The sequence below is a fragment of the Dyadobacter ginsengisoli DSM 21015 genome (genome assembly GCF_059568735.1).
Genome location: NZ_JCANTY010000003.1, coordinates 997,222 through 1,024,018 on the forward strand (window position 1 = coordinate 997,222; position 26,797 = coordinate 1,024,018).

24 protein-coding genes are annotated in these 26,797 nt (G+C 48.0%); 5 read left to right on the forward strand and 19 right to left on the reverse strand.

Annotated features, from left to right (window positions below; genetic code table 11):
- Nucleotides 1-41 precede the first annotated feature (41 nt).
- From BP71_RS14840 to BP71_RS14875, 8 genes are all read right to left on the reverse strand, one after another.
- On the reverse strand, nucleotides 42-299 hold the full coding sequence (locus BP71_RS14840) for a hypothetical protein (RefSeq protein ID WP_496380450.1): 258 nt from the start codon (nucleotides 297-299) through the stop codon (nucleotides 42-44).
- Between the two features lie 107 nt (nucleotides 300-406).
- Nucleotides 407-1,957, reverse strand: coding sequence for a glutamate--tRNA ligase (gltX, locus tag BP71_RS14845; protein ID WP_496380451.1), 1,551 nt, complete (start codon nucleotides 1,955-1,957; stop codon nucleotides 407-409).
- A gap of 143 nt (nucleotides 1,958-2,100) precedes the next feature.
- Entirely contained in the window at nucleotides 2,101-2,469 is a 369-nt protein-coding gene (locus tag BP71_RS14850) for a Rid family detoxifying hydrolase (RefSeq protein WP_496380453.1), read from the reverse strand.
- 54 nt (nucleotides 2,470-2,523) lie between these two features.
- Nucleotides 2,524-3,042, reverse strand: a complete 519-nt coding sequence (locus BP71_RS14855; protein WP_496380455.1) for an acyl-CoA thioesterase — start codon at nucleotides 3,040-3,042, stop codon at nucleotides 2,524-2,526.
- 18 nt (nucleotides 3,043-3,060) lie between these two features.
- Nucleotides 3,061-3,906 carry an outer membrane beta-barrel protein gene (locus tag BP71_RS14860; protein WP_496380457.1) on the reverse strand — a complete coding sequence of 282 codons (846 nt, stop codon included), beginning with the start codon at nucleotides 3,904-3,906 and terminating at the stop codon, nucleotides 3,061-3,063.
- 687 nt (nucleotides 3,907-4,593) lie between these two features.
- On the reverse strand, nucleotides 4,594-5,289 hold the full coding sequence (locus BP71_RS14865; protein WP_496380459.1) for a GIN domain-containing protein: 696 nt from the start codon (nucleotides 5,287-5,289) through the stop codon (nucleotides 4,594-4,596).
- Between the two features lie 64 nt (nucleotides 5,290-5,353).
- Complete coding sequence (locus tag BP71_RS14870) at nucleotides 5,354-7,897, reverse strand: PspC domain-containing protein (RefSeq protein WP_496380461.1); 2,544 nt, start codon at nucleotides 7,895-7,897, stop codon at nucleotides 5,354-5,356.
- 29 nt (nucleotides 7,898-7,926) lie between these two features.
- The gene (locus tag BP71_RS14875) at nucleotides 7,927-8,301 is read right to left on the reverse strand and encodes a PadR family transcriptional regulator (RefSeq protein WP_295929087.1); all 375 of its coding nucleotides are present in this window, start codon (nucleotides 8,299-8,301) and stop codon (nucleotides 7,927-7,929) included.
- A 180-nt stretch (nucleotides 8,302-8,481) separates the two neighbouring features.
- Here BP71_RS14875 and BP71_RS14880 point away from each other — a divergent pair, with 180 nt between their 5' ends.
- Genes BP71_RS14880 through murA form a run of 4 tightly spaced genes read left to right on the forward strand, consistent with a single transcriptional unit; the run spans nucleotide 8,482 to nucleotide 14,559 of the window.
- The gene (locus tag BP71_RS14880) at nucleotides 8,482-9,042 is read left to right on the forward strand and encodes a dihydrofolate reductase (RefSeq protein WP_496380463.1); all 561 of its coding nucleotides are present in this window, start codon (nucleotides 8,482-8,484) and stop codon (nucleotides 9,040-9,042) included.
- Nucleotides 9,043-9,074: 32 nt separating this feature from the next.
- The gene (gene porU2 / locus BP71_RS14885) at nucleotides 9,075-12,365 is read left to right on the forward strand and encodes a putative type IX secretion system sortase PorU2 (protein ID WP_496380465.1); all 3,291 of its coding nucleotides are present in this window, start codon (nucleotides 9,075-9,077) and stop codon (nucleotides 12,363-12,365) included.
- Between the two features lie 31 nt (nucleotides 12,366-12,396).
- On the forward strand, nucleotides 12,397-13,206 hold the full coding sequence (locus BP71_RS14890; protein WP_496380467.1) for a DUF4290 domain-containing protein: 810 nt from the start codon (nucleotides 12,397-12,399) through the stop codon (nucleotides 13,204-13,206).
- Nucleotides 13,207-13,251: 45 nt separating this feature from the next.
- Entirely contained in the window at nucleotides 13,252-14,559 is a 1,308-nt protein-coding gene (gene murA, locus BP71_RS14895) for a UDP-N-acetylglucosamine 1-carboxyvinyltransferase (protein ID WP_496380469.1), read from the forward strand.
- 120 nt (nucleotides 14,560-14,679) lie between these two features.
- Here murA and BP71_RS14900 read toward each other — a convergent pair whose 3' ends face one another.
- Nucleotides 14,680-15,537: a 3-keto-disaccharide hydrolase gene (locus BP71_RS14900; protein ID WP_496380471.1), complete on the reverse strand. Its 858-nt coding sequence runs from the start codon at nucleotides 15,535-15,537 to the stop codon at nucleotides 14,680-14,682.
- Between the two features lie 218 nt (nucleotides 15,538-15,755).
- Here BP71_RS14900 and BP71_RS14905 point away from each other — a divergent pair, with 218 nt between their 5' ends.
- A complete protein-coding gene (locus BP71_RS14905) occupies nucleotides 15,756-17,084 on the forward strand; it encodes a cryptochrome/photolyase family protein (protein ID WP_496380473.1) in 1,329 nt (442 codons plus the stop codon).
- On the opposite strand, the gene BP71_RS14910 is transcribed toward BP71_RS14905, so the two are convergent.
- The 10 genes from BP71_RS14910 to hisIE form a co-directional block, all read right to left on the reverse strand.
- Entirely contained in the window at nucleotides 17,085-18,365 is a 1,281-nt protein-coding gene (locus tag BP71_RS14910) for a M16 family metallopeptidase (RefSeq protein WP_496380475.1), read from the reverse strand.
- 78 nt (nucleotides 18,366-18,443) lie between these two features.
- Complete coding sequence (gene porV / locus BP71_RS14915) at nucleotides 18,444-19,601, reverse strand: type IX secretion system outer membrane channel protein PorV (RefSeq protein ID WP_496380477.1); 1,158 nt, start codon at nucleotides 19,599-19,601, stop codon at nucleotides 18,444-18,446.
- A gap of 104 nt (nucleotides 19,602-19,705) precedes the next feature.
- A complete protein-coding gene (porU, locus tag BP71_RS14920) occupies nucleotides 19,706-23,029 on the reverse strand; it encodes a type IX secretion system sortase PorU (RefSeq protein ID WP_496380479.1) in 3,324 nt (1,107 codons plus the stop codon).
- 43 nt (nucleotides 23,030-23,072) lie between these two features.
- Nucleotides 23,073-23,720, reverse strand: coding sequence for a hypothetical protein (locus BP71_RS14925; RefSeq protein WP_496380481.1), 648 nt, complete (start codon nucleotides 23,718-23,720; stop codon nucleotides 23,073-23,075).
- A gap of 34 nt (nucleotides 23,721-23,754) precedes the next feature.
- Nucleotides 23,755-23,940 carry a hypothetical protein gene (locus tag BP71_RS14930; protein WP_295929076.1) on the reverse strand — a complete coding sequence of 62 codons (186 nt, stop codon included), beginning with the start codon at nucleotides 23,938-23,940 and terminating at the stop codon, nucleotides 23,755-23,757.
- Between the two features lie 149 nt (nucleotides 23,941-24,089).
- Nucleotides 24,090-24,863 carry a phosphoglycerol geranylgeranyltransferase gene (locus tag BP71_RS14935; RefSeq protein ID WP_496380483.1) on the reverse strand — a complete coding sequence of 258 codons (774 nt, stop codon included), beginning with the start codon at nucleotides 24,861-24,863 and terminating at the stop codon, nucleotides 24,090-24,092.
- On the reverse strand, nucleotides 24,860-25,264 hold the full coding sequence (locus BP71_RS14940; protein ID WP_496380485.1) for a hypothetical protein: 405 nt from the start codon (nucleotides 25,262-25,264) through the stop codon (nucleotides 24,860-24,862). Before BP71_RS14940 ends, BP71_RS14935 begins: the two co-directional genes overlap by 4 nt.
- A 98-nt stretch (nucleotides 25,265-25,362) precedes the next feature.
- Nucleotides 25,363-25,701: a phage holin family protein gene (locus tag BP71_RS14945; RefSeq protein WP_496380487.1), complete on the reverse strand. Its 339-nt coding sequence runs from the start codon at nucleotides 25,699-25,701 to the stop codon at nucleotides 25,363-25,365.
- Nucleotides 25,702-25,763: 62 nt separating this feature from the next.
- On the reverse strand, nucleotides 25,764-26,099 hold the full coding sequence (locus BP71_RS14950; RefSeq protein WP_496380489.1) for a phage holin family protein: 336 nt from the start codon (nucleotides 26,097-26,099) through the stop codon (nucleotides 25,764-25,766).
- Between the two features lie 13 nt (nucleotides 26,100-26,112).
- Nucleotides 26,113-26,754, reverse strand: a complete 642-nt coding sequence (gene hisIE, locus BP71_RS14955) for a bifunctional phosphoribosyl-AMP cyclohydrolase/phosphoribosyl-ATP diphosphatase HisIE (RefSeq protein ID WP_496380491.1) — start codon at nucleotides 26,752-26,754, stop codon at nucleotides 26,113-26,115.
- Nucleotides 26,755-26,797 lie beyond the last annotated feature (43 nt).

A 26,797-nucleotide genomic window follows, 5' to 3' on the forward strand; every position in this document is an offset into this window, starting at 1 on the left:
AGGTTTATTGGTTGGTCAAACTGAACTTTGCGGGTGGCATGCTATTCCTCTTCCTCCTCTTCTTCCTCCGATGTTTTCTTTTTGGATTTGCGTGTCTTTCTTCCCGGAATATCTTCCCGGTCACGAAGCTTTTTGTCATCCACATTTTTATTCAAAAATTCATTGATACGGTCCATGTCAAAACTGGTGGTGATTTCACCAAAAGAATTGATCTGAATATCAAAGCCATCGAGGTCTTTGTGAACACGCGGTTTTTCGGGTGCTGGTTTGGAGGTATCCGACTGTTTTTTCTTAGCCATGTGTTTGATAGCAATGGACCGTTGCGCGGTCCGTTTTCAACTTATTACGAAAATATACAATGATCTCACGGACACCAATGCAATTTGATCCTGCGGTTTTATCTGCATTATGCCAGCCTGATTTGCGCTGACAAGCGGCTTATCGCATTTTCCAGGCGTTTGATCACCTCGTCTTTTCCAAGGATCTCCATAATAATCATCAGATCCGGGCCAGCCCCGGCGCCGGTTACCGACAGGCGCAATGCCTGCATCACCTTGCCCATTTTGATGCCCAGCGAATCCATTGTTGCCGATAGCACTTCTTTAATGTCATGCGCTGTAAAATCCCCCTCGAATCCGCCCAGAGTGTCCTTGAATGCGGAGATCGCATTAACTGCCTCTTCGTTCCACTTTTTGATCACTACATCCTGGTCATATTCCTCAGGCGACTGAAATAAAAAGAGCGATTCGGAAACAATCTCTTTGACAAAATGGACCCGCTCTTTCAACAGATGAACGATCTGGCTCAATTGGTCCCCATTAACATGGATTCCTTTTTCGCTATACAATGGTTTCAGCTGGCTGATGATCTCAGCGTCATCCAGTTGTTTTAAGTATTGCTGGTTAAACCAGTTTGCTTTCTGAATATCGAATCTTGCGCCTGCCTTATGCACACGCTCGAAACTGAATGAACTGATCAGCTCATCCATACTGAAAATCTCCTGCTCTGTTCCGGCATTCCAGCCCAGCAATGCCAGGAAGTTGGCCGTTGCACCGGGCAGATACCCTTCCTCCCGGAAGCCCCTTGCCTTATCACCGGTAACGGGATCCGTCCATTCCAGCGGGAAGATCGGAAAACCGCCCAGATCCGCGTCCCGTTTGGACAGTTTGCCATTTCCGTCCGGTTTAAGTAAAAGCGGTAAATGCGCAAATTGCGGCATGGTACTCTCCCAGCCCAGATAACGATAAAGCAAAACGTGCAACGGAGCCGAAGGAAGCCATTCCTCACCGCGGATCACATGGGTAATGCCCATCAGGTGGTCATCCACAATGTTGGCAAGATGGTAAGTAGGCATACCATCCGATTTGAGAAGTACCTTATCGTCGATCTGCGAAGAATGCACCACTACCCACCCACGAATCAGATCATTGAAACGGATATCCTCCTTAGGCATGATCTTCATCCGGATCACATACGGCTCTCCGCTATCCAGGCGTTCCTTTGTTTCCTCAGCTGACAAAGTCAGGGAGTTGGTCATTTCCGTGCGCGTAATTGCATTGTACTGGACGGCGGCCACTTTCGCCGCTTCGAGACGCTTACGCATCTCATCGAGCTGTTCGGTGGTATCGAAAGCATAATAAGCTTTCCCTTCCTGAACCAGCCTTTCCGCATATTCGCGGTACATTTCTTTCCTTTCCGACTGACGGTACGGCGCATGAGGACCGCCCTGCTGCGGACCTTCGTCAATCCGGATTCCCAACCAATCCAGTGCTTCCAGGATATATGCTTCTGCTCCGGGAACATACCGGTTCTGATCGGTATCTTCAATGCGAAGCAGCATCTGGCCGCCTTGCTGGCGCGCAAACAGATAGTTATACAGGGCTGTGCGCACACCACCCGCATGTAGCGGACCAGTGGGACTGGGCGCGAATCGTACCCTGACAGGTCTATTATTCATTTATTTCAAAAAATTAAGTTCAATTATTTTTGCCGGTGATGGTTAGGTGTTGTCATTGATAGTCAGGTATTGTCATTAAATTATCTCCCCATTCAACACCTGACTTACTGACTATAACTGACCACACATGACCGCCAATGGCGTTACTCAACGGCAACCACCGATATTTCCACGTTCACATCTTTGGGAAGACGTGCTACCTGTACAGTCTCCCGCGCAGGAGGTTCCTTAGTAAAAAAGCTGCCATAAATTTCGTTTACAGCGGCAAAATCATTCATATCACGCAGGAAAATGCTCGCTTTCACGACGTTGTGGAAGCCAAGCCCTGCTGCACCGAGAATATGCCCGATATTCTGCATGACCATCCCCGTTTCTGCCTTGATATCGCCCGACTTCGCCAGTTCAGCGGCGATCTGACCTGAAACATAGACAGTACCATTTACTTTAACAGCCTGGCTGTAAGGACCAATGGGGGCCGGTGCTTTGTCTGAAAATATGATTTGTTTGGGCATAAGTAACAAAGAGTTGATCCTGCAAAATTACCAAATTATGCCTTCTGCACCGACTTATTCTACCTTAAAAAGCGCTTTCAGTTCAGTAGCTTCGGACGCATTCATACGTCCGGCCAGTACGAGCCGGAGCTGACGGCGGCGGAGGGCGCTCAGAAACAGCTCTTTCTCTTCGTCCGTCTCGGGCTCCAGCGTGGGAACTTCAATAGGCCTGCCATTCTGATCCACAGCCACGAAGGTATAAAATGCGCGGTTGGTACTTACCCGCTGACCGGCGGGAATATCCTCCGCCCACACTTCAAGGAATACTTCCATTGAAGAGTTGAATGCACGGGTCACTTTGGCATGCATGGTCACGATATTGCCCAGGCGGATCGGCTCTGTGAAAGACACGTTATCTACCGAAGCCGTCACGACAATACGATTGGAGTGTTTTTGTGCCGAGATCGCCGCGCAAATGTCCATCCAGTGCAGCAACCTTCCACCCATCAGGTTATTCAGTGTATTGGTATCGTTGGGAAGCACCATTTCGGTCATGGTTACTTCGGATTGATGGGGCTTTTTCGGTTTCAGCATGTTGGTATTCAAATAGATTTAAAATTTCGGGCAGCGGGTTTTCCTTCGTTCGATGTTCTGGGCACGGTTACCGATCGAATAGGTCGCCCGAAGCTGGAAAAACAGGTAGCTATCCTTGCTTTTGGCACTTCCACGGTTCCATCCGGGCTGACGAAGCGGTTCCCCGATTTCATAGGAACGGTCCGAAAGCAGGCGGGCGATGTCGCTGGGCAGCTGATCGGGATTCGGGTAAACTGTACTTACATCGTCCAGATAGTCGGAATTGACGAAGTTGTTGCAAAGTTCAAGACCGAGACTCAGCCTTTGTGTAGTTTTAACCGAGACACCGATCCCGGCGGTAAATACCAGCGGCATTCGTTTGTACTTGATTCCTTCTGTTGTGAGCGGCGCCAGGCTGTACCAGGTGCCCTCGAGTTTCGCTTTGGGGTTCAGATGCGTAAAACCTACGCCTCCAAAGAGGTAGGGATTGATCGGCGCCTGGCGGTTATATGCAAACAGATCAGCTTGTAAACCCAGGTTAACGTCTGGATTGAATGTTTTAAAGGAAAGGTTGTTCTGATAATTCTTAGAATACTTCTGGTCCCCGGAAACCTGGTAAAACCGGATTTCCCCCCGCGCACTCACATGTTCCGTCAACCGGTATAAAGCGCCCAGCGACACCGAAGGTCCCAGCCCGAGGTGCTTCATATTGATACCGTCGTTCAGATCACCCATATAGTAGGCTACACCTACACCCGCCGTTACGCTCAAAACACCGAACGGGTCGACATACCGGCCACCGAATTTGGACCTGCCCTGCGCCCAGGCCGCCTCGTGACAGAGTATACAGAGCAAAGCAACGGATAGTAAAAGTTTTCTGGTCATTATAGTGTCATTAATGCGTGTTGAGTCATGCAAGTTGTAAAAGAATCGGATTTATCCCAAATTGTTAAAGTTAATCCGGGTTACTTGCAACTTATCCCTCAACAAGCTTTCTTAACATACCACAATTGCGATCTACTTTACTTAAATCAGTTTCATGCGCAACTCTTCTTTGCCTGTTACATCTTCTTTTAACTTCCTGCTCCAAAAATAAAGAAGTCGACAAAGAAGCATCCTGCAAGTATTTGGGAAAGTCTTATGTATATGAAAATAGATATTTTGGGTTAAAAACAGTTGGAACCTATAAAACGGATATTCTCCAAAATGATGACCATTCGCCTACGACAATTCCAGGAATCCCGAAACGCTGGTTTCAACCGAATTCAAGGGAATCCCAACCCCTTATCTCACCGTACAAAATACCGACGGCATCAACAACCGGATAAATTTCAAAACAACTTCCTACGGTAGCGATAATTCGTTTACCACCGAAGAAAGTACAATCTTCACGTATAACACATTCAATCTGCCCGAAAAGTCTGTTTCAACATCGGTAACGGCGGGAGGCAAAAATGTAACAAAAACCACCTATAATTATGAAGGTTGTCATTAACTATACCCCGAACCAGAAAAAAGGGGCGCCGCAAATGCAGGCCCCTTTCCGTTCGTGGTGAATATTAATGATTGCCTTTAATCTCTTTTAACCGAGCTGGCACCGGATGTGCTTGAATGAACATCCTTGGCACCGCCCGAATAACGGATGCTGCTTGCACCGCTGGCTTCTGCATTGACCGTCGCGCTGGCTACTACTGCCGCACTGCTGGCGCCGGATGCATCGATATTGACTGTTTTGGCAGAGAATTCACGGCCTTTGAATGATGAAGCTCCCGAAACATCGCCGGTCAGAACGTCACCGTTACCGTCCAGTGTCAGTGATGATGCACCTGAAAGGTCCACCGTTACTTTGGGCGAAGAGCAGCTCATCGTTACCTGTGATGCGCCCGATACATCGATGCTCATGTTCTTTACACCGCTGAAACGCGCCACATTTGCCTTGCTGGCACCGGAAAAATCGACACCGTCCAATGCGGGCATCACGACAGTCACTTCTACCATCTTCCGGTTTTTGTTCCAGCCATTACCTTTATATCCCAGGTGGAAAGTGCCACCTCTTACCGATGATTCCAGGTCGTCCAGATCCTCGGCACGGCCGGTGGCCACGATGCTAAAACCATTACCCTGCTTCACATCGATCTTGAAGGCGCTGCCCATCGATAATTTCGTAAAGCCCGACGCGGAAAATTTCCGGGTTTCCTGAGCGATGGCGCTGAGCGAAAGGGTTGTCAGCAATATCGCTGCGAGAAGGAATAGTTGCTTTCTTTTCATGGTTACTAAGTTAGATTTTTTGGAAAGATGAGTGCCTTAGGCAGGAAGTTGCACGACTTCAAAATTATTCCTGCACATTGATCTTGCTCGCACCGCTGGCATGGCGATTCAGATTGGGCACACGGCTCAGATCGACCTTCGACGCACCCGATGCATCTACTTCTGCATTCTGGATATTCATTTCTGTTGCGGTAACCTTGCAAGCCCCATGAGCGTCTAGTTTGGCCGATTTGGCCGAACCTTTCAAAGTCGCCTTGGATGCGCCCGACACGTTTACAGTCAGTTGGTCAGTTTGCACATTGATCTCCGACTTGGAAGCTCCCGAAATATCCACATTCAGTCGCGCCAAGCCTGTAAACTCGGTAAGCAACGTTTTGTTGGCACCGGAAAGAGAAAGTCCTTCGATAGTAGGCATCGTGATCACCAATCCTACCCGCTCCCACTTGTCACCGTCGAACAAATTAAACTCACGGGTACGTTTCACACGTAACACTCCGTCTTCAACCACAACCTTAATATCATCGATGTTTTCCTGGTTGTCCGAATCCGCAGTTACATTGAACTCAGGCCCCTGCCGGATGATAATCGAATATGCGCCTCCGATGTCGATCTTTTTGAAATCGGAAACCGGGAATTGCTTGCTGTAATTACCTCTTTCACCCAGTTCAAGATCGCTGTTGTCATTGTATTCGAATGAATAGCCGGAATTATTCTGATTCTCTTCGCTTTCAGTCTTGAGATACTTGGCAGGGATATTCACACAAACCAGTCCGGAATCACGCTTCATCACCCAAACCAGGTTACTCCAGATCACATCCTGCCTCCCCAGATCATAGCGCTTGATATTCTGCTGGCTGCTTTCCCAATCGCTAAGCTGATAATAAAAATCCCGGGTCATCACGAAAGGCTTGTTGTAAGGGATATTCACAGCCAGATCGATCTGCTGGTCACGGAACTGTGTACGACCGGAATGTGCAGGCCCCTCAGTGAAAAGGAATACGGAATCTTTGACATCAATCGCATACTTGATATTCCGCGCATTGCGCTCTGCGTCTTCCCTGGAACGGCCGCGGGCGTACAACCTTTTGTCAAGCTTAATACTGTCGCCGCCTGTTGCGCCTTCCAGTTTGATATCGACATCGACATTCTCAGTTTCGTAATCTTCGCGGTAATCCAAGGTCAGCGTCCCCGCGGGAACCGCATAGTATGAAGACTCATTGACTTCGCCGCCTTTTGCAAAATTCCGTTGAAAAGCCACACCGCCAACTGTTGCGCCGATCACGCCTACGATCCACAATCCAAGTAAAGTCAGCCAGACACTCGCACCAACGATACGCTTATTGGAAACAAGGGTTAATCCCAATAAAAGGAATGTTACTAATGGAATGGCCGCGACCAGAATACCCGACAGCACCAGTATCCCGGGCAGCTCCTGGTAAATGAGGAATGGAACAGGCAGGTTATCGAATGGAACAGCGTTGGTCAAACCTAATGCTACCCCACCTGCAATAATAAGCCCGAGTAGCCCGAGAACCGAAGTACCGATCAGGAAAGCCCCGATCATCACCCGCACGATCGGCCCCAGCCCTTTCAGCAACTTACCCAACGCCCCGATCACCAATGCGATCGCACGAAATGGGAACAGCAAAATCTTGGTAGCCACATGCTCTTCTCCCCCTCTTTCTTCCAAATTGAGACTTTGCTTAATATTAGACTCTATATTGGAGAGGGTAATAGGCTCCCCCTGCATTTCCATTTTTTCGGTAAGCGTGTTGGCCACCGGCGCTATCACCCACAATACGATATATATCAGGAAACCGGTTCCAAACAACAGGATAGAAAGTACCCAAAGGAAACGGACCACTCCCAGATCAACCCCGAAGTATGAAGCGACACCGGCGGCAACCCCTCCCACCACTTTACGGTCCGGGTCACGGTAAAATTTCTTGATATGTGCATCTTCCTCCAACGTCGTAGATCCCGGAAACGCTACCCACATTGCGATGTAGACCAGCACCATAAATCCTGAAATCGGGCCAAAGATATCTTCGGCATTCCAATCGAGCATTCCGGAACCTGCCGGCAAACCGACCACCGCAAAGAGGAAGGCCAATCTCACCCAGATCGGGTCTACCGTGAAGTAGTGAGCCAAACCTGCCCCGACTCCACCCAGAAGTTTCCTCCGCAAGTCGCGATAAAGTTTTCGGGGTGCACCGGGTTTCGCAGGTTCCGTCTTGGGTACGCCGGGAGCCTGGTAGGAAGTATAGCTTTCCTGTTTTGGAACGCTCGTTTGTGCCGAGGCTGTCTCCAATGGATCTGCCAGGATATCCTCTGCCTGTTCAATGGCTTCAAAATCGGCTACCGTACCCATCGCCGCGATCAGTTCATCCACATCGGAAAGCGAAATAACCTGCTTGCTTTCTGCCTTTTGCTTGTTCAAAAACCGCTCCGCTATCCTCCCTTCAATATCCGAAAGAATCTCCTTGCTATCCGCGAATGAAGAAAAATACTTCTGGATAGACGAAAGATAACCTTTCAGTTTCTCGTAGCCATCCTCCTCGATGTGAAAGATGATGCCGCCTATATTAATGCTGATTGTCTTTTTCATGATTGAAATAATCGAATGTCTCTAAGTGATCAGTTAGGGTCAGGAAGATTGCCCGAAGCCGTTTTACTCAATTCCTCCGAGCGCTTAATCACGGTTTGCACCGAATCGGCCAGTTCAAACCAAGTAGCCTGCATCGCGTCTAGAAATATCTTCCCCTCCTCCGTCAAAACATAATATTTCCTTGGAGGCCCCGATGATGACTCCACCCATTTATAGTCCAGCCAGCCTGAATTCTTTAACCTGGTTAGAAGAGGGTATAATGTACCTTCCACCACCATGATGTGAGCGGAAGTTAATTCATCCAACATATCCGAAGCATATACTTCGCCCCTTGATATGATGTGCAGGATACAGAATTCTAAAATCCCCTTCCGCATCTGCACTTGGGCATTTTCAATATTCATGTGGTTTCATGTGTTAATTTTTAATGAATAAAGTTCATGGCTAACAGATAGAATTTATACTTCTAACAATACAAAGGTATACACAGGTACTTTGCGATGCAAGGTACCATGTTAAAAAAATAATGTGCTTCGGATGAATGGTAAAATTACAGGGCCGATCGGTTGAAAAACACTTTGGCAATGAATGCGTTATTACATTGCATGATTTTGCGTACCATTCCGACTATAATTACCTTGAACATACCGCAACTTTACATCATCGCCGCCATGAGCGAAAACCGGGTTATCGGGTATCATAACCAGCTGCCCTGGCATCTCCCCGACGAGTGGGAGCACTTCCGGAAAGTAACGGAAGGCAAGGCATTCATCATGGGAAGAAAGAGCTACGAAGCGCCTGACGCACTGCATTCCACCTATCGGAATGTCATTTTATCATCCCGGGAACTTTCGGATCCGGAACCCTTTACCTCCTATGCAAAAGATATTTCCGAAGCCCTTGCGTTACTTTCCGGTGAAAGTGAAGTATTTATATTGGGCGGCGCCAGCATATTTGAACAAATGCTGCCGCTGGCCCAAAGGCTTTATTTAACCATCGTACACGCACAGGTAGCAGGAGACGCATATTTCCCGGCATTCGATCAGGACGACTGGCAACTTCGAAGTTCCGAATTTCACGACACGGACGACGAGCACGCCTACTCTTTTTCCATGAACATGTATGCAAGAAAAGAACGGAAATAGGCCACACGGTCCTTGTGCCATAACTAAAAGTGATGACAAGGGTCCTGATATACACTTTCCTTATCTTTTGCTGCACGATACGTTTTCAGGCGTCCGCACAAACACCTTTCGGCAACGAATGGATCGATTACAACCGGCAGTATTTGCGCATTCCGGTCGTGGAAACAGGTTTTTACAAGATTACCGGGGAAGAACTGGCCAGGCTCGGAGCCCCCGTCGATTCGATATTGACCACCTCTATTCAAATCTTCAGACAAGGCAGGGAAATAACAATCGAAGCAACGGGACGGCGTTCCGGAGTTTTCGGACATGACGGGCATTTACTCTTTTACGGGGAGAGAAATGACGGGAATACCGACGCGGGACTTTATACCTCGCCAACAGCGATGCCCCATTCCTATCATGGCCTGTACACGGATACCACAGTCTATTTTCTGACATGGCGAACGGATGAAGTAACGGGCCTCAGGATGGCCGATGCACCACCTGGTCCGGCAACGACCTCTGTTGACTTCCATCGGGGAGAGTCGTTACAACTCTTCACGTCCCATTATCTGCCCGGCAAATTTTACCCTCCGGAAAGCAATTTCGAAAATGGATCGGTACTCACTGCGTACGATGAAGGTGAGGGATGGACTGGACCGGAAATAGCAGAAAATACGCCGCATGAAATCATTTTGGAGACCAAAGACCTGACCAGGGAGCGATCCGGGAACATAGAAGTCGAGCTGTTGATCGCTGGCTGGTCGCCGGGAATTCACGCATTTACATTATGGAGTGGAGAGAAGGGACATTTGAAAAGACAACTGGCCAGTATCCTGATAGAGGGGCGCCATACGCAGAAGGTGAGCGTTGCGCCGGAACTGAACGATCTTGACGAGTCGGATAGGTTGATTCTGACCCTGATGCCGGCTAACGCGGGTGGACATGTTTCGGTCTCTTACGCACGCATGCGTTATCCGCAGATGGGCACCTTTGAAAGCGGGCAAAAGCAGAAAACCTTTCACTTCGCGGGGGTGGGGGATATTCTTTATTCAAAAAAAATACCTCCCGATATTGTCTGCTATGACGTTTCCAACCCCCATCGGATAAGAAAACTCGCTCAAAACAGCGCAGGAGTAATTTTAGCAGGCGCCAGAAAGATCATCGGTATACGGGAGTCATTCAAAATACTTACACCCAGGTTCGTCCGGTTTTCCCGTATTGAGCCAACGGCAGACTACCTGATCATTACACATCCGCTGATGCGCGTGCCTGTGAACGGGCGCGACGCCGTTCAGGAATATGCGCAGTACCGTTCTTCCACATCAGGTGGCCATTTCAAAACGGCAGTCATTGATAGCCACGAACTTTCCGATCAGTTCAATGGCGGCCAACCCGGTCCGCAGGGAATCCGCAATGCGATCCGCTGGATGCATGAGAAAGGGAATCTGAAATTCGTACTGCTGGCCGGACAGTCCATCGACCCGCAAAAGGCCCGGAAAATGCCCGGGGCCTGGCAAACGGATATGGTACCCAATGCGGGCTGGCCAGGCTCCGACATAGCGCTGGCAACATTGAATTCCTCGCCTGACTTTTGCCCCGTGGTGCCCATAGGCCGGATTAATGCACCGACATCAAAACATTTACTAGACTATCTGGAAAAAGTAAAAGCAATGGAAGCAGAGTCGTCTTCCGCAGCCTGGCGAAAACAGGTATTGCATTTGAGCGGCGGCAGATCAAGGGATGAATTGAATGCTTTCCGGGGCTATGTGCAATCCTTTGCAAAAAAACTGGACGATTCCCCACTGGCTCTCAATGTCACAACGCTCTCAAAACTAACTGACAATGCCATCGAAAGGATTCCTATCGACAACCTGATCAATCAGGGAGTGGCGCTCGTTACTTTGTTTGGACATTCAGCCCCCGATGTCACCGACGTCGATATCGGCCTTGCCACGGATCCATTGCGAAATTACATGAACACCCCACGTTTTCCCGCGATTCTTGTCAACGGCTGTGCTTCGGGGAGCATTTTTTACACAGGTAAGACGCTGAGCAGCGACTGGATTTTCAGTCCGGGAAACGGCGCAGTGCTTTTCCTTGCACACACATTCAACGGTTCATCCACCGCTCTGAAACGCTATACAGATATCTTCTACGAAGTTCTCGCGGATCCATCATTCGCCAGTGAGCCCTTCGGAGCCATTCAGCGCGAAGCCATACGGAGGAATATGCACCGGAAACCCACCATTCTGGATAGCATTACTGTCCAGCAAATGACCTTACAGGGTGATCCTGCGATCCGGATCTTCCCTGCCAGGCTCCCCGACTACACTATTGACCGCGAATCCATTATAGTTTCCCCGATACCAGGTGAATCCGGTGTCAGAGACGACAGCGTCCGCATCGGACTTATTATTAAAAATAATGGCAGGTACAGGCACGAAGCATTGCAAATCAGGTTTACGAGGCATTTGGATGGTGTCGTGACCCGCTATCCCGATTCGATCAGACCAGCAGCTGCCATCGCAGACACTCTATTCTTCCATATAGAAGGCACCATTGAAGCCAAAGCACAGGAGCAATGGCTCTTCCATCTCGATCCGGAGCAAATGCTGACAGAGGAAAACGAAGAGAACAATATGCTGACCATTACACCTGCTGACATAGCGCACGTTAAGGCCATTGATCACGTCGCTCCGGTATTCACCATCACGATCGACGGACGCCAGCTCAGACGGGATGACGCGGTCTCCGAAAAACCTGTTCTCAACTTACAGGTTTTTGACGACACCCTCCCCATTCTGCCGAACGACACGACCATCATTGCACTATGGCTCCGAAAACAATGCGAGGGCTCTACCGACAAACGGATTGAACTGCGAAATTTGAAGGGGCAAAAAACAGGAGATCGGTCCTATCAATTTGAATTGACTTTGCCATTTTTTCTATCCACCGGACATTACACGCTAACCGTTCAATGCCGGGACCTGGCGGGTAATTTAGCTGCCCCCTACCAAATCGACTTCATGGTAAGCGATCGGTCCCGAATCGTCTCCGCCTCGGTGTCCCCGAATCCGTCCGGTGAATGGTTTCGCTTTTCGCTGAACCTGCAGGGACCCGTCCGGCAAAACTTCATTCTTTCGATTACAAGCCCGTCAGGAACAATGGTCTTCCAAAAACTGTTGACATGTCATACTGGTCTGAATGAATGGTTCTGGACGCCGGAACCATTACCCTCGGGGTCGTACTACTACAAGATCACACCCAATCAACGCCCCGGAATACCATTATCCGATATTCCCGAAGGCATGCAGGGGCATCTGCATTACGTTCATTAGGTTAACCCCAAATCACCGCGGGGTTGCCAAGGTGCCTGTTTTAGCATTATTCCTCATTTTGTTTCCACAAAAACTTATTATTTTTGTCCATTATATAAAAGATATCCCATTGAAAGAATACGGTAGTAACGTACAAAAGCTTGCCGACCACATTGTTAAGATGGAGGACAAGGCAAAACGCAACCTTTACGCACACATTCTGGTCGAGCTGATGCGGCAGATCCACCCTAATATGAGGGATAACCAGGATTACACCAATAAGCTGTGGGACGACCTTTACATTATTTCCGGTTTCGAATTGGACGTTGACAGTCCATTCCCTCCTCCCTCCAAAGAAGCACTCGGGAAAAAACCGCTTCGGGTAGGATATAATCAGCAAAACCTCACATTCCGTCACTACGGACGTAATATCGAACTGTTACTGGAAAAGGCTGTACAGACGGAAAACGAGGAAGACCGGATCGCGTTCGTGTCCTACATATTCCGCCTGATGCGCTCATTTTTCAATGCCTGGAACAAGGACAATCCTGAGGACAATGTCTTACTGGTCCAACTGGAACAATTGAGCAAGGGCCGTCTGAAAGAAGAAATCGATTACATCCGGAAAAACGGCCCCGTGGAAGCCGCTCCCAAAGACCGGAACAATAACCAGGAGCGCAACCGGATCAACCATACCAGCCACACAGGCGGAAGCTTCAAACCGCAATCCGGCCATAACTCCGACAGGCAGGGAGGAAATAATCAGGGAAATCAAAACCGTAACAGGCCCAACAAGTTCTCCGGCCGAAACAACGGAAACAATAACAATCGCAACAACAACCGCAAAAAACCTGGAATGTAACATCCAGGTTTCATTTTATACAGTCTCAACTGCCCAAAATCTTCTATGGCATCATTCAAAATAACCGGAGATAAGCGTCTCAAGGGTGAAATCGTACCGCAAGGCGCCAAAAACGAAGCATTACAGATCATCTGCGCTGTGTTGCTCACCAAAGAGCCGGTCACTATTCATAACATTCCCAATATCCGTGACGTAAACCAGCTGATCAACCTCCTGGGTGATCTGGGTGTACGCCGGACGCGTCTGAGCGAGACTTCTATCCGTTTCGAGGCCAGCGAAATCAACCTGGATTACCTGGAATCGGAGTCTTTTCGTCAGAAAGCTGCGGCTTTACGTGGCTCTGTGATGTTATTGGGGCCTATGCTGGCGCGTTTCCGCAAAGGAAGGATTCCACGTCCGGGAGGTGATAAAATAGGCAGAAGAAGGTTGGATACGCACTTTTTGGGTTTCGAAAAGCTCGGAGCCACATTCAGTTATGATGAAGAAGACGGCGGATTTTACAAGGTAGATGCCGCCAACCTGAAAGGCACCTACATGCTGCTGGACGAGGCATCCGTGACCGGAACCGCCAACGTGCTGATGGCTGCCGTAATGGCCGAAGGTACCACCACTATTTATAACGCAGCCTGCGAGCCCTATTTGCAGCAGCTTTGTAAAATGCTGAACCGCATGGGCGCTAAAATCTCGGGCATTGCTTCCAATTTATTGGTGGTAGAAGGTGTAAGTGAACTGAACGGTACCGAACACACGATGCTGCCTGACATGATCGAGATCGGAAGCTTTATTGGCCTTGCCGCCATGACCCAATCTGAAATTACGATCAAAGACTGCCGCATTCCGGAACTGGGCATTATTCCAGATGTTTTCCAAAGATTGGGAATCCAGATGGAATTCCGCGGAGACGATATTTTCATTCCGGCTCAGGAGCGCTATCGCATTGAAAATTACCTGGATGGCTCTACACTGTCCGTCGCCGACGCGCCATGGCCGGGCTTTACACCCGACTTGTTGAGTATCGTCCTGGTAACAGCCACCCAGGCTCAGGGAACCGTGCTGATTCACCAGAAAATGTTCGAAAGCCGCCTGTTTTTTGTAGATAAGCTGATTGAAATGGGCGCGCAGATCATTCTGTGCGATCCGCACCGTGCCACCGTAATCGGGCACAACCGCGAAACACAGTTACGCGGTATTCGCATGACCTCTCCCGATATTCGAGCAGGAGTTGCATTGCTGATCGCAGCCATGTCGGCAAAAGGTGTAAGTATCATCGACAACATTGAGCAAATCGACCGGGGCTACCAGAACATCGACACGCGTCTGAATGCGATCGGTGCGGAGATTGTGCGGTTGTAATATTGTGTTTGCAGACTGAAAGAGGATGTCACCCTGAGCGAAGTCGAAGACAGTCGGTACGGAAACATCGTGCACGACCCTTCGACTGCGCTCAGGGTGACGTTTGTCAGTTAATGCAACCTATTTCTTCTTCCCGTAATTACACTTGCTATTATCAGCCTTCACGTAATACGACTTGTAGTTCGCAGCTTTCGGGTCCATACAGCCTTTCAGATCCAGAATTTCCACTTTTCTGAATTCAACGGGGTGGCTTTCACTTTGCAATGAGATAGACCCATGGTCGAGCAGCTTGCCGGCGATCATCAATGACGGATCGTTGCCGCTCACATTGCCACCGCCCAACTGCGGTTTGTTATATTCCAACACCATTTCACCGTTTGCAAAATGCTGGATCAGGGAATCGCCCAGCACAAGTACTTCAGCCCTCACCCATTGATCACCATTATAAGTTTTGGATTTGGAATTAACACAGTGCTGAGTGATCAGCTTGCCATCCATGACCACATTTGTACCGGGTGTACACAGGTTGCAGGTAGTCCGTACTTTGTCATTTCCACCCAATAATTGCACCTCAATGGACGCCGGAAAGTCCTGATTTTTCCCCATCGTCGCCGCGGGTTGTCCATGTACCATCACGCCGCTGTTACGCCATGCCCAACCTTCTCCCTTGGGTGCCTGTTCTCCCACAAAACGATATTCCACGGCAATGCGGTAGTAAGAAAAATCGTCTTTGTAAAAGATATGCCCATATTTCTGCGCAAAGTCATCATACTGATCGTAGCGGACCACCATTTTACCATCTTCTACCCGGAACGTGTTTTTGTAGTTATCGTTCAGGTCATAGCCACGGATCTTAATGTCCCATCCATCCAGGTTCTTCCCGTTGAACAGCTGCTTCCATTCTTGTTTGTCGGCATTCTTTTGTCCAAAAGCCGCAAGGCAAACAAGGCTGAAAAGGATTGCGAGTGTAAATTTCATGAATTCAGATTAAGTTAAGATTGATTGGTGAGGACAATGCATAATAGCCAGGCCGCCCAGACGGTAAATATACTATTTCAATATCCATACTCGCTCCAGACAGGCGCATTAAAAACCGGTTCCGGCTGTTGATTTCAAATCATGACAAAATCTAAAAAAGGGCTTATTTCGTAATTAATTCACATTCACCCTTACCTTATCGTGACCACCCAAATCGCATGAGTCTGAAAACGAAGGAAAAAATTACGCTGTTCTGGTTCCGTCGGGACTTGAGGTTGCACGACAATGCGGGTCTTTACTACGCCCTGCGGTCAGGGTATCCGGTTGTACCGCTGTTTATTTTCGACCGTGCCATCCTCGACGACCTGGAAGAAAAAAAGGATTTAAGGCTCGGTTTTATAGATCTTGCAGTGCGGAAAATACGCGGGGAACTGAACCAGTATGATGCAGATATTCGGGTAGAATACGGATTTCCGGTAAAAATCTGGGAACAACTCGTCGAAGAATATGATATCGCGGAAGTTTACACCAACACCGACTACGAACCTTACGCAATTCACCGGGACAAGGAGGTTTATAAAATCCTAAAAAAGAGAGCCATTCCGTTCAAAACTTGCAAAGACCAGGTTATTTTCGAAAAACAGGAAATCCTGACATCCCAGGGTTCTCCTTATACCGTTTTCACGCCATACAGCCGCGCATGGAAAGAAAAATGCAGCGACTTCTACCTGTCGTCGTACCCCAACAAAAAGTATTTCAGCAAGTTCCAGCATTGGAAGGGACCAGGCCTTCCGACCTTAGAAGAAATGGGTTTCGCACACGTACACTATGATTTTCCATCGGATCATCTGACATCAGCATTACTCAAAAATTACGATAAGGAACGTGATTTCCCGGCAGCGGAAGCCACCAGCCGCATGGGAGTGCACCTCCGCTTTGGCACGGTAAGCATACGGGAGCTTGCGCGTCAGGCCAGGGAATATAGCGGAACCTTCCTGAACGAGCTGATCTGGAGGGATTTCTACCAGCAAATACTCTTCAACTTCCCGCACGTAGGCAAGGGTGAGGCATTTCGAAAGGCCTATGACCACATCAAATGGAAACATGATAAAGCAGACTTCGAAAAATGGTGTGAAGGAAAAACCGGCTATCCGCTTGTGGATGCCGGCATGCGACAGCTTAATGCGACCGGATTTATGCACAACCGTGTCCGAATGGTCACAGCAAGCTTCCTCTCCAAGCACCTGCTGATCGACTGGCGATGGGGAGAAGCTTATTTTGCGGAAAAACTATTGGATTATGACCTTGCAGCCAACAATGGCGGTTGGCAATGGGCGGTCGGATCAGGTACAGATGCCGCGCCTTATTTTCGCATATTCAACCCGGCATCACAAGCGGAAAAATTTGATCCGGAAGGAGAATATATAAAAAAATGGGTTCCGGAAATTGGCACCGCCAACTATCCAGAACCCATGGTCAACCATAAAATGGCCCGGGAGCGTTGCCTTAAAGCCTACAAGGATGCATTGGATAAAGCCAAGGGCTAATCATTTACCACCCGCAATCACTGTCAACATATCGTCCGATTTCAGATAAGTATTGGCCATTGCCATCACATCCTCAGCCGTAGTAGCATGAATGCGGTCGATATATTGATTGAAGAAATTGGCTGGCAGATCATCCAGCAAAAGAATTTTACGACGGTCTGCTACTTCAAATGCAGTGTTTAAGGAACCTGCGAATTCACCAGCCATAAAACTCTTGACAGTCTGCAGTTCCTCCGCACCGACAAGTTCGGTTTGCAGGCGGTATATTTCTTTGTTGATTTCGTCGATCGTTTGCTGAGTGAATTCTTTTTTCACATCCGTCCCGATCATGAGATATCCCGCATTCCGCAACGTCACCAAATGGGATGAAATCCCGTAAGTAAGCCCTTTTTCTTCCCGAATGTTCTTCATCAGCCGCGAACCGAAATACCCGCCCAGTATTTCATTAGTCACCAGCATTTTAAAATAATCGGCATGATGGCGGTTGAACAATATCCGACCCATTCGGATTGAAGATTGTACACTGTCGGGCCTTTCTACCAGCGTCTCAACACCCTGATAAACTTCCGAAGGGGTAAACGCGACCTTGGTGCTATCTGCGCTCACAGGGCTTTGCCCCAAGGCCTGATTGACATACGCTACATCTTCTTCCGTCACCTGTCCGGCCAGTACTATTGTGTACTTCCCATTCCTGATAAATCGGTTGTAGTGATCGAGTACTGCGGCCATTTCCAGACCGGCGATTCCGTCTTCGCTCTGACTCTGCCCATAAGGATGCCCAGTCCCGAAAAGCTTCGCCCTAAACTCCACTGTGGCCAGATATGCATTTTTTTCTTTATTGACTTTGAGGTTCTGAAGAGTAATATTCCTTAGTTCCTGAAACTCTTTCTCAGGAAAGGTCGAGCTACTGATCAACTTTTCGACCAACGGCAATACATCCGGCAGAACCCTGGATAAACAGTAAACGACAATCCCGACGCGGTCGGAAGTGTGAGTCATCTCGGTAAACGCACCCACATTATCAAACGCCTCACTGACCTCCTGGGACGTCATCCCGGTTATTCCTTCCGGCAACATCTTGATTGCGAAATAGGAGGCTGCAATGTGGCTCTCGTACCAGTTTCCCGCTTCAAAAATACACTCCAGTCGCACTACCGGTTGCTCACCGATGTTGATCACATGCAGGGCAACGCCATTGTCAAGCGTGTAAGTCCTGGGTTCCGGCAGGTTAATGGTTTGAATAACTTTGAAGTCAGGGGCAATCGTGCGGTCCAGTAACATGAGTGGCGGTGAGTATAAAAAAACGAATGACGTTGCAATAACGCCATTCGTTTCGACAAATTAAATCTCTGATATCGCTTAGTTTTCGCTGTCGCTTACGTCCAGTTTTTCTGCTTTGTTCAATGCCAGCGACAATGTGATACGCAATGTCTGTGCGAGCGGGCTCCCTTGTGTAGTTGGGAACATATAAGCAAAATCAACCGCATACTTATCAGCGAAACGAAGACCTGCACCAGCGGTAAAGAACCGGCGGTCTCCTTTGTTTTTATTTTCCCCGAAATAACCTGCTCTCAGGGCGAAGATATTGTTATACCAGTATTCCAAACCCGTTGCGATGGCGACTTCCTGAATTTCTTCTTTAAATCCGTCCGGAGCGTCCGAGAATGAACCGAACACACCGTTCAATAATGGCTTGGTATTGATATCCGTTTTACCGTCCGGAGTTGGCACCATTAGTTTGCTAACATCGAGGATAAAGTTAAAACGGTTTCTTCCATCGCCGGTGTAGGACAATCCTGTACCTATTTTCAGGTTGGTAGGAATGAAGTTCTCTGTATCGGAGCCGGAGCCGTAGTTAATTTTACCGCCCAGGTTGGATAGCACCGCACCCAACGACCACACCAGCTCGCTGCCTGTGTCTTCGTTTTTGAATTCTTTCTTATAGTAAGCGCTGATATCACCTGCCGCAACACGCGCGGGGCTTAATGACACACCGTTGATTACCGCACTACCTGCGAGGTTGGATGAGATGTACTTCAGAGTCAACCCCATGGAGAAGTTTTTACCAAGCTGGCGTGAGTACGTTCCGTTTACGGCGAACTCTCTTGAATTGAAATACCCTACATTATCGCCGGTCGCATTGCGTAAATCCAGTTCACCATTGTTAAAATAGTTGAAGGAAAGAGCCACTGCCTGTCTGTCACCCAATTTTTTATAGGCAGTCAGATATCCCAGCCACATGTCGTCCACCAGATAGCGCAACCACGGTGTATAGGAAGCAGAAACTCCAAAATCTTTTGTGTTGTAGGGAAGCTTTGCCGCATTCCAGTAACTCGAATTGGCATCCGGGCTCAACGCTACTCCCGCTTCTCCCATCGCAGCACTTCTAGCATCCGGGGCAAATGTTAAAAAGGAAAGTGGTGATGCTGGTATCCTTCTGGTAGAATCCAACTGGGCGAAAAGCGTACTGGATGTTAAAATGAATAGTGAGGATAATGTAACAAAAAAAAGTTTCATAGAAATTGGATTTGCGATAGGAAGTGCCTTATATCAGCTTCGTTAAAGGGTCAAAAATACAATGAAAGATAGTTATTACTAAAAAATTGATAAGTTTTATTATCCTAAGGAGATCGTATCAGTTTACCTGCTTTGCGGTCCTCGGAATTGTCTTTTAACGATCTGATCTGTAACAGATATACCAGCGATTCGTAAGCAGGAACCCTGTTTCTCCAGTTTAATGTCTCCAAAGTCTCCCGAATAACCGGTTCGCTGTTATAATACTGTTTTTTGAAAGTACCCAGACGTTGCCCATTAGCAAGCAATATATTAAAAATTAATTCGACGTCCTCATTTACTCTGTTGTGGCTGAGTTCTATACTCAGGTCCTGCTGAAATGGATTTGGGTAAATATTAAGCGTGTTGAGTCGGATTCCCTTTACCGGGCCCACTAGAAACCCGAACGCTATTTCAGAAAAGTTAGTATATGTATCCCACACTTTTACGCGGACTATATATTTACCGGGAGGAAGATTCTCTAATGGATATATAACCGTCCCGGCGGAATAGCTATCGAGCTCGGTCGTGTAAAAATCGTTCAAAACCACCGTAAGCGTGTCGTTCAGAGTCATCGTAATGTCGTGCCCAATCCCCGCCCGGGAAATACTGATCCCGTTTTCATCCCGTACGCGAATCACAAGCGTTGACGATGGCTCAACGGTGTCCCCATCCCTGAATGATGGCGTATTCAGATAGCCTGTCAGTTCCGGCGGTGTTGTATCCGTCCCCGGTGAAGCACTGCCGCCAACCATCACTGATAATTGCCCGGAAGCATCTGCGGTACTGTCTGACCTGACTGCATAAACGCTCACACGTCCTGCACCCATTCTGTAATCAATGTCCTTCGGGGTTAACAACGTTAAATCAAAACGTCCTGCGCTGACCGATACCTTGCCGTCAAACAACTTGCTTCTGAACTCAGAATAAGCCTCCGTGCTCCCTTCGTTGCCGAGCGTACTGAACTCGATTTGCTTATCGTAAATAACTACCCTGGCCGTTCCGTCAAAAAGAATATCCTTTTTCCCGTTCAGCGGATCAAAAATCTCTCCCGTCAATGTAACCTTTTTCAACGCCTTCAATGTATCCGGCTGCATGGTCCAGCGTATCCCTTTCTGACCAGGCGACAGCATCATGGACGGGTCCGCGAGCAATGTAAAATTGCGGTTGAGACTACCGCTCAATGCATTGTTTTTCGTTTTCCTGAACAAATCTCCCAAACGTTCGTCAGGCTCCGCATTGAGCAAAGCCTCGTAAAATGCCTTGTTTAATGCAAAATTGGTACTGGAATAAACAGGCCGTGTTGTGCTGATAGCCCCTATCGCAGCTCCCTTCGGGCTCAGCACCATCAGTTCGGCGCCCGACACAGTGCCCGGATCGTCATAACGACCAAAATCACAGGTCGCTGTCAGCAGCAAAGGCAAGTTATTCATTCCGCGTGCCGAGAGCATATCTGCCAGCGTAAGCACCTGCTCTTCAGCCCAGCCGGTCACACCTCCATGCCCCGTATAGTTCAGGATCAATGTACCGTTATCGATCGCGCTGCGGATCGCCCGATTGATATCCGGTGCTTTCTGCCCCTGCTCGGTCGTGGTTTGAACAACTTCATCAACAAATACTCTCTTTGGAAACATGCGTCCCTGGATGAGCTTGCCCAACTGGTCCGCATGACGCTGGTGAATATTCCCGTCTCCGTCGTCGGCCACAAATATTACCCCGTTTCTCCACGCCCCGAGCGTAGCACCTGATTCATACCGGATCAGTTTATCCACAACAATCCGGGCTTCCTCCCGGCTTTTTACAGGCAGTCGCCCTACTCCGATATCGACGGTGTGATCACCCGCAGTTGTCTCATTCCAAATTCCCTCATCCGCGTCCATGAAACCATAGTAATCGTCCGATGAATACGTATAAACAGGGTTCAGCGACTCCCGGCTTTCATACACCGGCACCCAGGCGGCCCTCTGCGATACAGATTGATTCGCACGCAGGTTTCTGTAATCATACGTGGCATCGCCGAAAAGCAGAAGGTATTTGAATTTTCCGGGAGATTTCAAAAAAAGTTGACGCACAAAATCCCGGATTGCGGTAGGATCCGGCTTGCCCGAAGCATATTCATTATAAATCTGTTCAGTGGTCACCACCAGCACATCCAGACCGTCATGCGTGTTCCTGAACGCCGCCAGACGGTTTGCTTCACCCTTCCACGCCGGAGGAGTAACGATTAAAAGATCAGGAGTCGACACATTTCCAACTCCCTGATTAGCGACCGGCTGCCAGGCTGCCGGCGCAGGTGTCTCTTCCGGCTTAAAGCTAATGTATCTCCTCAGGTTCTTTCCATCTCCCCCCGACCACTGAAATGCTCCGTTGACGTCCTTTCTTAAAATCGACGACGGAGCAAGGGAATTTGTAATATTCCAAAGATTGAACCCCTCTGATGCCGCCATAAACTGATAAGTCACCGTGTCCGAAACCCCGGGCAGGAAGTGGTACACCTGCTGTCCGTCGTACACACGCAGCTGGCGTTTCGTCTGTAACGCCAGGTAGTTCAGGTAAGCCTCTGCCGAGCTTTGACCATTTTTATTATAGTTAACTCCTATTTGGAATATTCCGGAAGAAGGAACCGCATTTTTTATGACATAACTGGCCTCAGACTTTAAAGCCTTCACATCGTAGGTCCCGGGACTAACGGTTCCAACAGACGTTTCGCCCGCCGCACTCCCGTTAATGTGCCACGAAAAACGGGTTGGTACTTGCGCCGCCCCGATTGCCGATACCCGGATTTTGAAATCTGATGCGGGAACAACGCCGGGAATATTCACCTCCATACTGAATCCCGATGTATTTCCAAGATACTCCCCCCACCAGTCGCGGCCTGATTTCAGAACGTTATATGATTCGTTTTCGTGGTACCAATAATCATCGAACTGGCTCAGTATCTTCGCATTGGCGTTAAAAATATCACCTACCGGTTTGATTCTCAGTCCATTTTCGCTACCAAACGTGAGAAAATAGTAAGTAGTATCGGAATAGTAGTTGATCTGATGCTGTAACTCAGCCCTGGCGGGATCATACTGGATGATGTGAGGGCCTTCTGCATAAAAATATACGGCACCCTCCTTGTCGAATTTTCCATCGTCCTGGCCGGTCACCCAAATGGCGTTTTCAGTAAGTGCATTTTTATATCCCGACCCGTTCGATTGTGGCAGCATAGCTCCGCCATTTCCATAAATCCTGATTCCGGCAGGCTGAATAGCGGAAACATCGATTCCCATCCGGCCAAGCATTTCTATATTTATCCGGTATACACCCGATTCTGTAACCGCCAGTTTAAACCATTGTCCACCTGCAAGCACCGATTTTTGCGCACGGACCTGGAATGATATCAACAAACCCAGGCAGCATAACACTGCGCAGCCTAAGATTTTGCGTACATCAACATGCTTCAACCAATGCATGAGCTGGAATAGTATAAAGACGCTTCGAGGCATTATCCGTGCATAGTACACGACTTCTTCTAAGAGATCCTCGTGTAAATATCCTGTCCTGGAATAGGAAGCTGGAACCTTCATCGAGTTGAACAAGACATACTTTGCCGGAGCTTAAATCCTGATCATCGTACTTCCGGAGCGCATTGAACAACTTCTGGTCGCCTCCTGTAGATGCAGCAGGGTTTTCAGAATAACGAAGCAAAGGGACGAGAATGTCTTCGGGGAATACCCTTTCATTCATGACAGGCAGTAGCAACTGCCGGAACTCATACTTCCATTCAGGCCCGTGCGGCGCCACCCGCTTGCGGCCCCTTCCTTTGTAGTTGTAATGCACAATGCAATGCGCCACTTCGTGTAAATAAGTAATGAGAAAACCGTAGGGATTCAGATTGGCATTGACTGTGATACGGGGAGTAAGTCCGGGCTTCACCGTAAAATCCCCAAGCCTGGTGCGGCGCGGACGGGAAAGGAAAAAGTCAAACCGGTGGGCACGAAACAAATCCTCGCAATAGTCACTGGCCGCCGCGGGAACATACGACCTCAAAGACACATTTTTCATACCCGAATAAAAAAAGAAAAGCCCTACTTTCATAGGGCTTTTCAGAATTTTCGACTTGTACGTCTGATTACTTCTTAGTAGTGTCAGCAGCAGCTGTATCAGCAGCAGCTGTATCAGCAGCAACAACAGCAGTATCAACAGGAGTTTCTACAGTTACAGCAGTAGTGTCAGCAGATTCGTCAGCTGGTTTGCTAGTACAAGCAGCGAAAGCTACCATCCCGGCAACAAACGCAAATGCAAAGAATTTTTTCATTTCTTGGGTGTAATTAAGGTTCGATGCAAAGGTAATAGGATCGAATTGAATATTCCTAAATTTTGAGTTTGTATTTTTCCAAGAACTTAAAATTTCCTTAGAAAATTCTCAAATCACTTTATTTTATCCTATTAATTCTATCATTACCCCTAAACACTTTCTAATTTCCCATTATAGGCCTTTACACATGCGGCAATTTCGGGTAATAGCTCCTGATTTGCCTCGATCCCATTTCCAACAACGATCACATCCGCACCGGCATTTAATGCATTATCTGCCTTTTCGTAGGAATCGATTCCCCCTCCGACGATGATCGGTGTATCGACTGCCTCTCGTACCGCAGCGATCGTTTCTCCGGTAACAGGAAATTGTGCTCCGCTACCTGCGTCCAGGAATATGTTTTTGAGTCCAAGATATTCCCCTGCCAATGCAGTACAGGCAACAATGCCCGGCTTATCGCGAGGCAACGGCGTTGTGTTGCTGATGTAGGAAACGGTGGTCAGTTTACCACTTTCGATGAGCAGATAGCCCGTTGGAAGTACTTCAATTCCGCTTCTTTTCAGAAGAGGCGCGGCAATGACATGTTGTCCAATCAGTAATTCGGGATTACGCCCGGATATCAGCGACAGCAACAGGATTGCGTCCGCCGTTGGTTCGATATGCAGGCTGCTCCCCGGAAAAAGAATGGCGGGAATGTCGGTATACTCATGAATTGCAGCAATAAGCTTATCGATCGCATAATTGGTGATCAGGCTCCCTCCTACAAAAAAGAAATCAACGCCATGCTCCGCCGCATATCCAAGGAATTTCGGAAAAGTGGAAAGGTTAATTTTATCCGGATCCAGAAGAACAGCAAACGATTTCCTTTTTTCTTCTTTTCGTTGGGAAAGGAGGTCTGCGACTTGATGTTTCGCTGCTTTCATTCGGTTTTTCGTTCGTCTTCAATAAAATGTTTCAGCTTCTGGCGCGCCCATCCCACAGCCAATGTCCAGGCTAAACTTTGAACGGCTTGTCCCACTGCAGACTGGGTTTTGATTTCAGAGACCTTTATTTTTTCAGGCTCAACAGGTTCGATATAAATTTCCTTTTTCTTTTTCTCCTTGGGCAACAAAGCATTCATGACTACAAAAGTCGTTGCCAAAACACCCCCTATCACCAGCGCCTGCTTGCCATATTCCGTGGCTTCCTGCTTAAGGCCGTTCCACTGAACTTCCAGTTTATCTCGGTAAAGATCTGCGTCATGCAACAAATCTTCTTTGTCCTTGTCCGTATCCGATGAAAACGGTTTGGTGATTTTTACCGAAGAATCTGTTGAAGAACTCATTTCATAGCTGTTTAAATACTGACCTGAGAAATTTTCAAAAGGAATCCAAAAATAGCAATTCGAAGAAATTTATCCCCAAATAAAGCTGCCAAAAAGCATTATTCCCCTTTTTCCTTCACAAAACGAATGATAATCCTGCGTATCAATTTCACCCAGGTTTCCCTCCAGATAATCGTTATAGCGAGTTTCAAGATGAACACACCGAGCAATATAACAAAGCCCAGATAGTCGCTTTGCAGCCATTTATTCAGGAATGTACCCAGTAATATGACGAGTAGGATCAGGATCGTCAGTCCCAGACACAGCAAAATGGCCGCATAAAAAGCCATTACCACCGCCCGCTCGATCTTCTCGCGGGTTTCGATCTTGAACAGGTCGATCCGGGTTTCGAAATACTTAAAAAGGGTATCCTTGATTTCCTCCAGTTGACTTAGCATAGGCTGTAAATTTCAAATCATGTGAAATGTTTACAAATCTGATCACCAGACTTTTCTTCACATCAATCCAAAAACATACCAAGGATCGCCGAAACAATAGAAACCACCAGACCAAATAACAATGCGGAAATAAAACCACTTATCGCAAAGCCGTCTACAAGGAAAGTGGCCAGGTAAATAATAAATACGTTGACCACAAAATAGAATAACCCCAGCGTCAGGATGGTGATCGGGAGTGCGAGTATCTGTAGAACGGGTTTCAGAAAGGTGTTTAGAACACCCAGCACAATAGCGACAATAATGGCCGTGGTGGTGCTGGCAACGAAAACCCCCGGAACGACATTGGCCGCAACAAGTATCGCCAAAGTACTGATTACAAGGCGTAGGAGTAATTTCATACTGATCTGGTTTTTATTGGTGACGGCTACGAAGTACGTCAATTACCTCATCTAAGTCAATGTTTTTTTGTTCCAGTAAAACCAGCAGATGAAACAGCAGATCCGAGACTTCGCTTTTAAAAAGATCGTCGTCGTTGTCTTTCGACTCAATCACTACTTCGACCGCTTCCTCCCCAACTTTCTGTGCAATTTTGTTGATTCCCTTTTTGAAAAGACTGCTTGTATACGAAGCTTCCGTAGGGTTCAGTTTCCTTTCGCGGATTACTTCTTTCTGAAGATAATTGAGAAAGGATGCTTCTCCCTGCCGTGTTTCAGCAATCTCCGGCTGGCTATTTTTTTCCCCAAAGCAAGTGTCCGCCCCAGTATGGCAAACCGGCCCGGCCGGGGTTGCCTTGATCAGCAATGTATCCCCGTCGCAATCGGCTGCAATTTCATTCACAAACAGAAAATTCCCGGATGTTTCGCCTTTCGTCCAGAGGCGCTGCTTGCTCCTGCTGAAAAATGTCACGGTACCTTCCTTGCGTGTTTTCAGCAGGGCCTCCGCATTCATATATCCCAGCATCAGCACTTTACCGGTTTTTACATCCTGGATCACGGCCGGTATAAGTCCGTCAGCCGATTTATCAAAATCAATGGTTGAAAAGGTTTCGCTCATCTTAAATTGGTCAATTAATCATGTCGCAGTTACATCAACTACC

Bases quoted from the DNA above. Each gene is read 5' to 3' on its own strand.
- BP71_RS14840 (WP_496380450.1), bottom strand. From the start codon at position 299: ATGGCTAAGAAAAAACAGTCGGATACCTCCAAACCAGCACCCGAAAAA.
- gltX (WP_496380451.1), bottom strand. From the start codon at position 1,957: ATGAATAATAGACCTGTCAGGGTACGATTCGCGCCCAGTCCCACTGGT.
- BP71_RS14850 (WP_496380453.1), bottom strand. From the start codon at position 2,469: ATGCCCAAACAAATCATATTTTCAGACAAAGCACCGGCCCCCATTGGT.
- BP71_RS14855 (WP_496380455.1), bottom strand. From the start codon at position 3,042: ATGCTGAAACCGAAAAAGCCCCATCAATCCGAAGTAACCATGACCGAA.
- BP71_RS14860 (WP_496380457.1), bottom strand. From the start codon at position 3,906: ATGACCAGAAAACTTTTACTATCCGTTGCTTTGCTCTGTATACTCTGT.
- BP71_RS14865 (WP_496380459.1), bottom strand. From the start codon at position 5,289: ATGAAAAGAAAGCAACTATTCCTTCTCGCAGCGATATTGCTGACAACC.
- BP71_RS14870 (WP_496380461.1), bottom strand. From the start codon at position 7,897: ATGAAAAAGACAATCAGCATTAATATAGGCGGCATCATCTTTCACATC.
- BP71_RS14875 (WP_295929087.1), bottom strand. From the start codon at position 8,301: ATGAATATTGAAAATGCCCAAGTGCAGATGCGGAAGGGGATTTTAGAA.
- BP71_RS14880 (WP_496380463.1), top strand. From the start codon at position 8,482: ATGAATGCGTTATTACATTGCATGATTTTGCGTACCATTCCGACTATA.
- porU2 (WP_496380465.1), top strand. From the start codon at position 9,075: ATGACAAGGGTCCTGATATACACTTTCCTTATCTTTTGCTGCACGATA.
- murA (WP_496380469.1), top strand. From the start codon at position 13,252: ATGGCATCATTCAAAATAACCGGAGATAAGCGTCTCAAGGGTGAAATC.
- BP71_RS14900 (WP_496380471.1), bottom strand. From the start codon at position 15,537: ATGAAATTTACACTCGCAATCCTTTTCAGCCTTGTTTGCCTTGCGGCT.
- BP71_RS14905 (WP_496380473.1), top strand. From the start codon at position 15,756: ATGAGTCTGAAAACGAAGGAAAAAATTACGCTGTTCTGGTTCCGTCGG.
- BP71_RS14910 (WP_496380475.1), bottom strand. From the start codon at position 18,365: ATGTTACTGGACCGCACGATTGCCCCTGACTTCAAAGTTATTCAAACC.
- porV (WP_496380477.1), bottom strand. From the start codon at position 19,601: ATGAAACTTTTTTTTGTTACATTATCCTCACTATTCATTTTAACATCC.
- BP71_RS14925 (WP_496380481.1), bottom strand. From the start codon at position 23,720: ATGAAAGTAGGGCTTTTCTTTTTTTATTCGGGTATGAAAAATGTGTCT.
- BP71_RS14930 (WP_295929076.1), bottom strand. From the start codon at position 23,940: ATGAAAAAATTCTTTGCATTTGCGTTTGTTGCCGGGATGGTAGCTTTC.
- BP71_RS14935 (WP_496380483.1), bottom strand. From the start codon at position 24,863: ATGAAAGCAGCGAAACATCAAGTCGCAGACCTCCTTTCCCAACGAAAA.
- BP71_RS14940 (WP_496380485.1), bottom strand. From the start codon at position 25,264: ATGAGTTCTTCAACAGATTCTTCGGTAAAAATCACCAAACCGTTTTCA.
- BP71_RS14945 (WP_496380487.1), bottom strand. From the start codon at position 25,701: ATGCTAAGTCAACTGGAGGAAATCAAGGATACCCTTTTTAAGTATTTC.
- BP71_RS14950 (WP_496380489.1), bottom strand. From the start codon at position 26,099: ATGAAATTACTCCTACGCCTTGTAATCAGTACTTTGGCGATACTTGTT.
- hisIE (WP_496380491.1), bottom strand. From the start codon at position 26,754: ATGAGCGAAACCTTTTCAACCATTGATTTTGATAAATCGGCTGACGGA.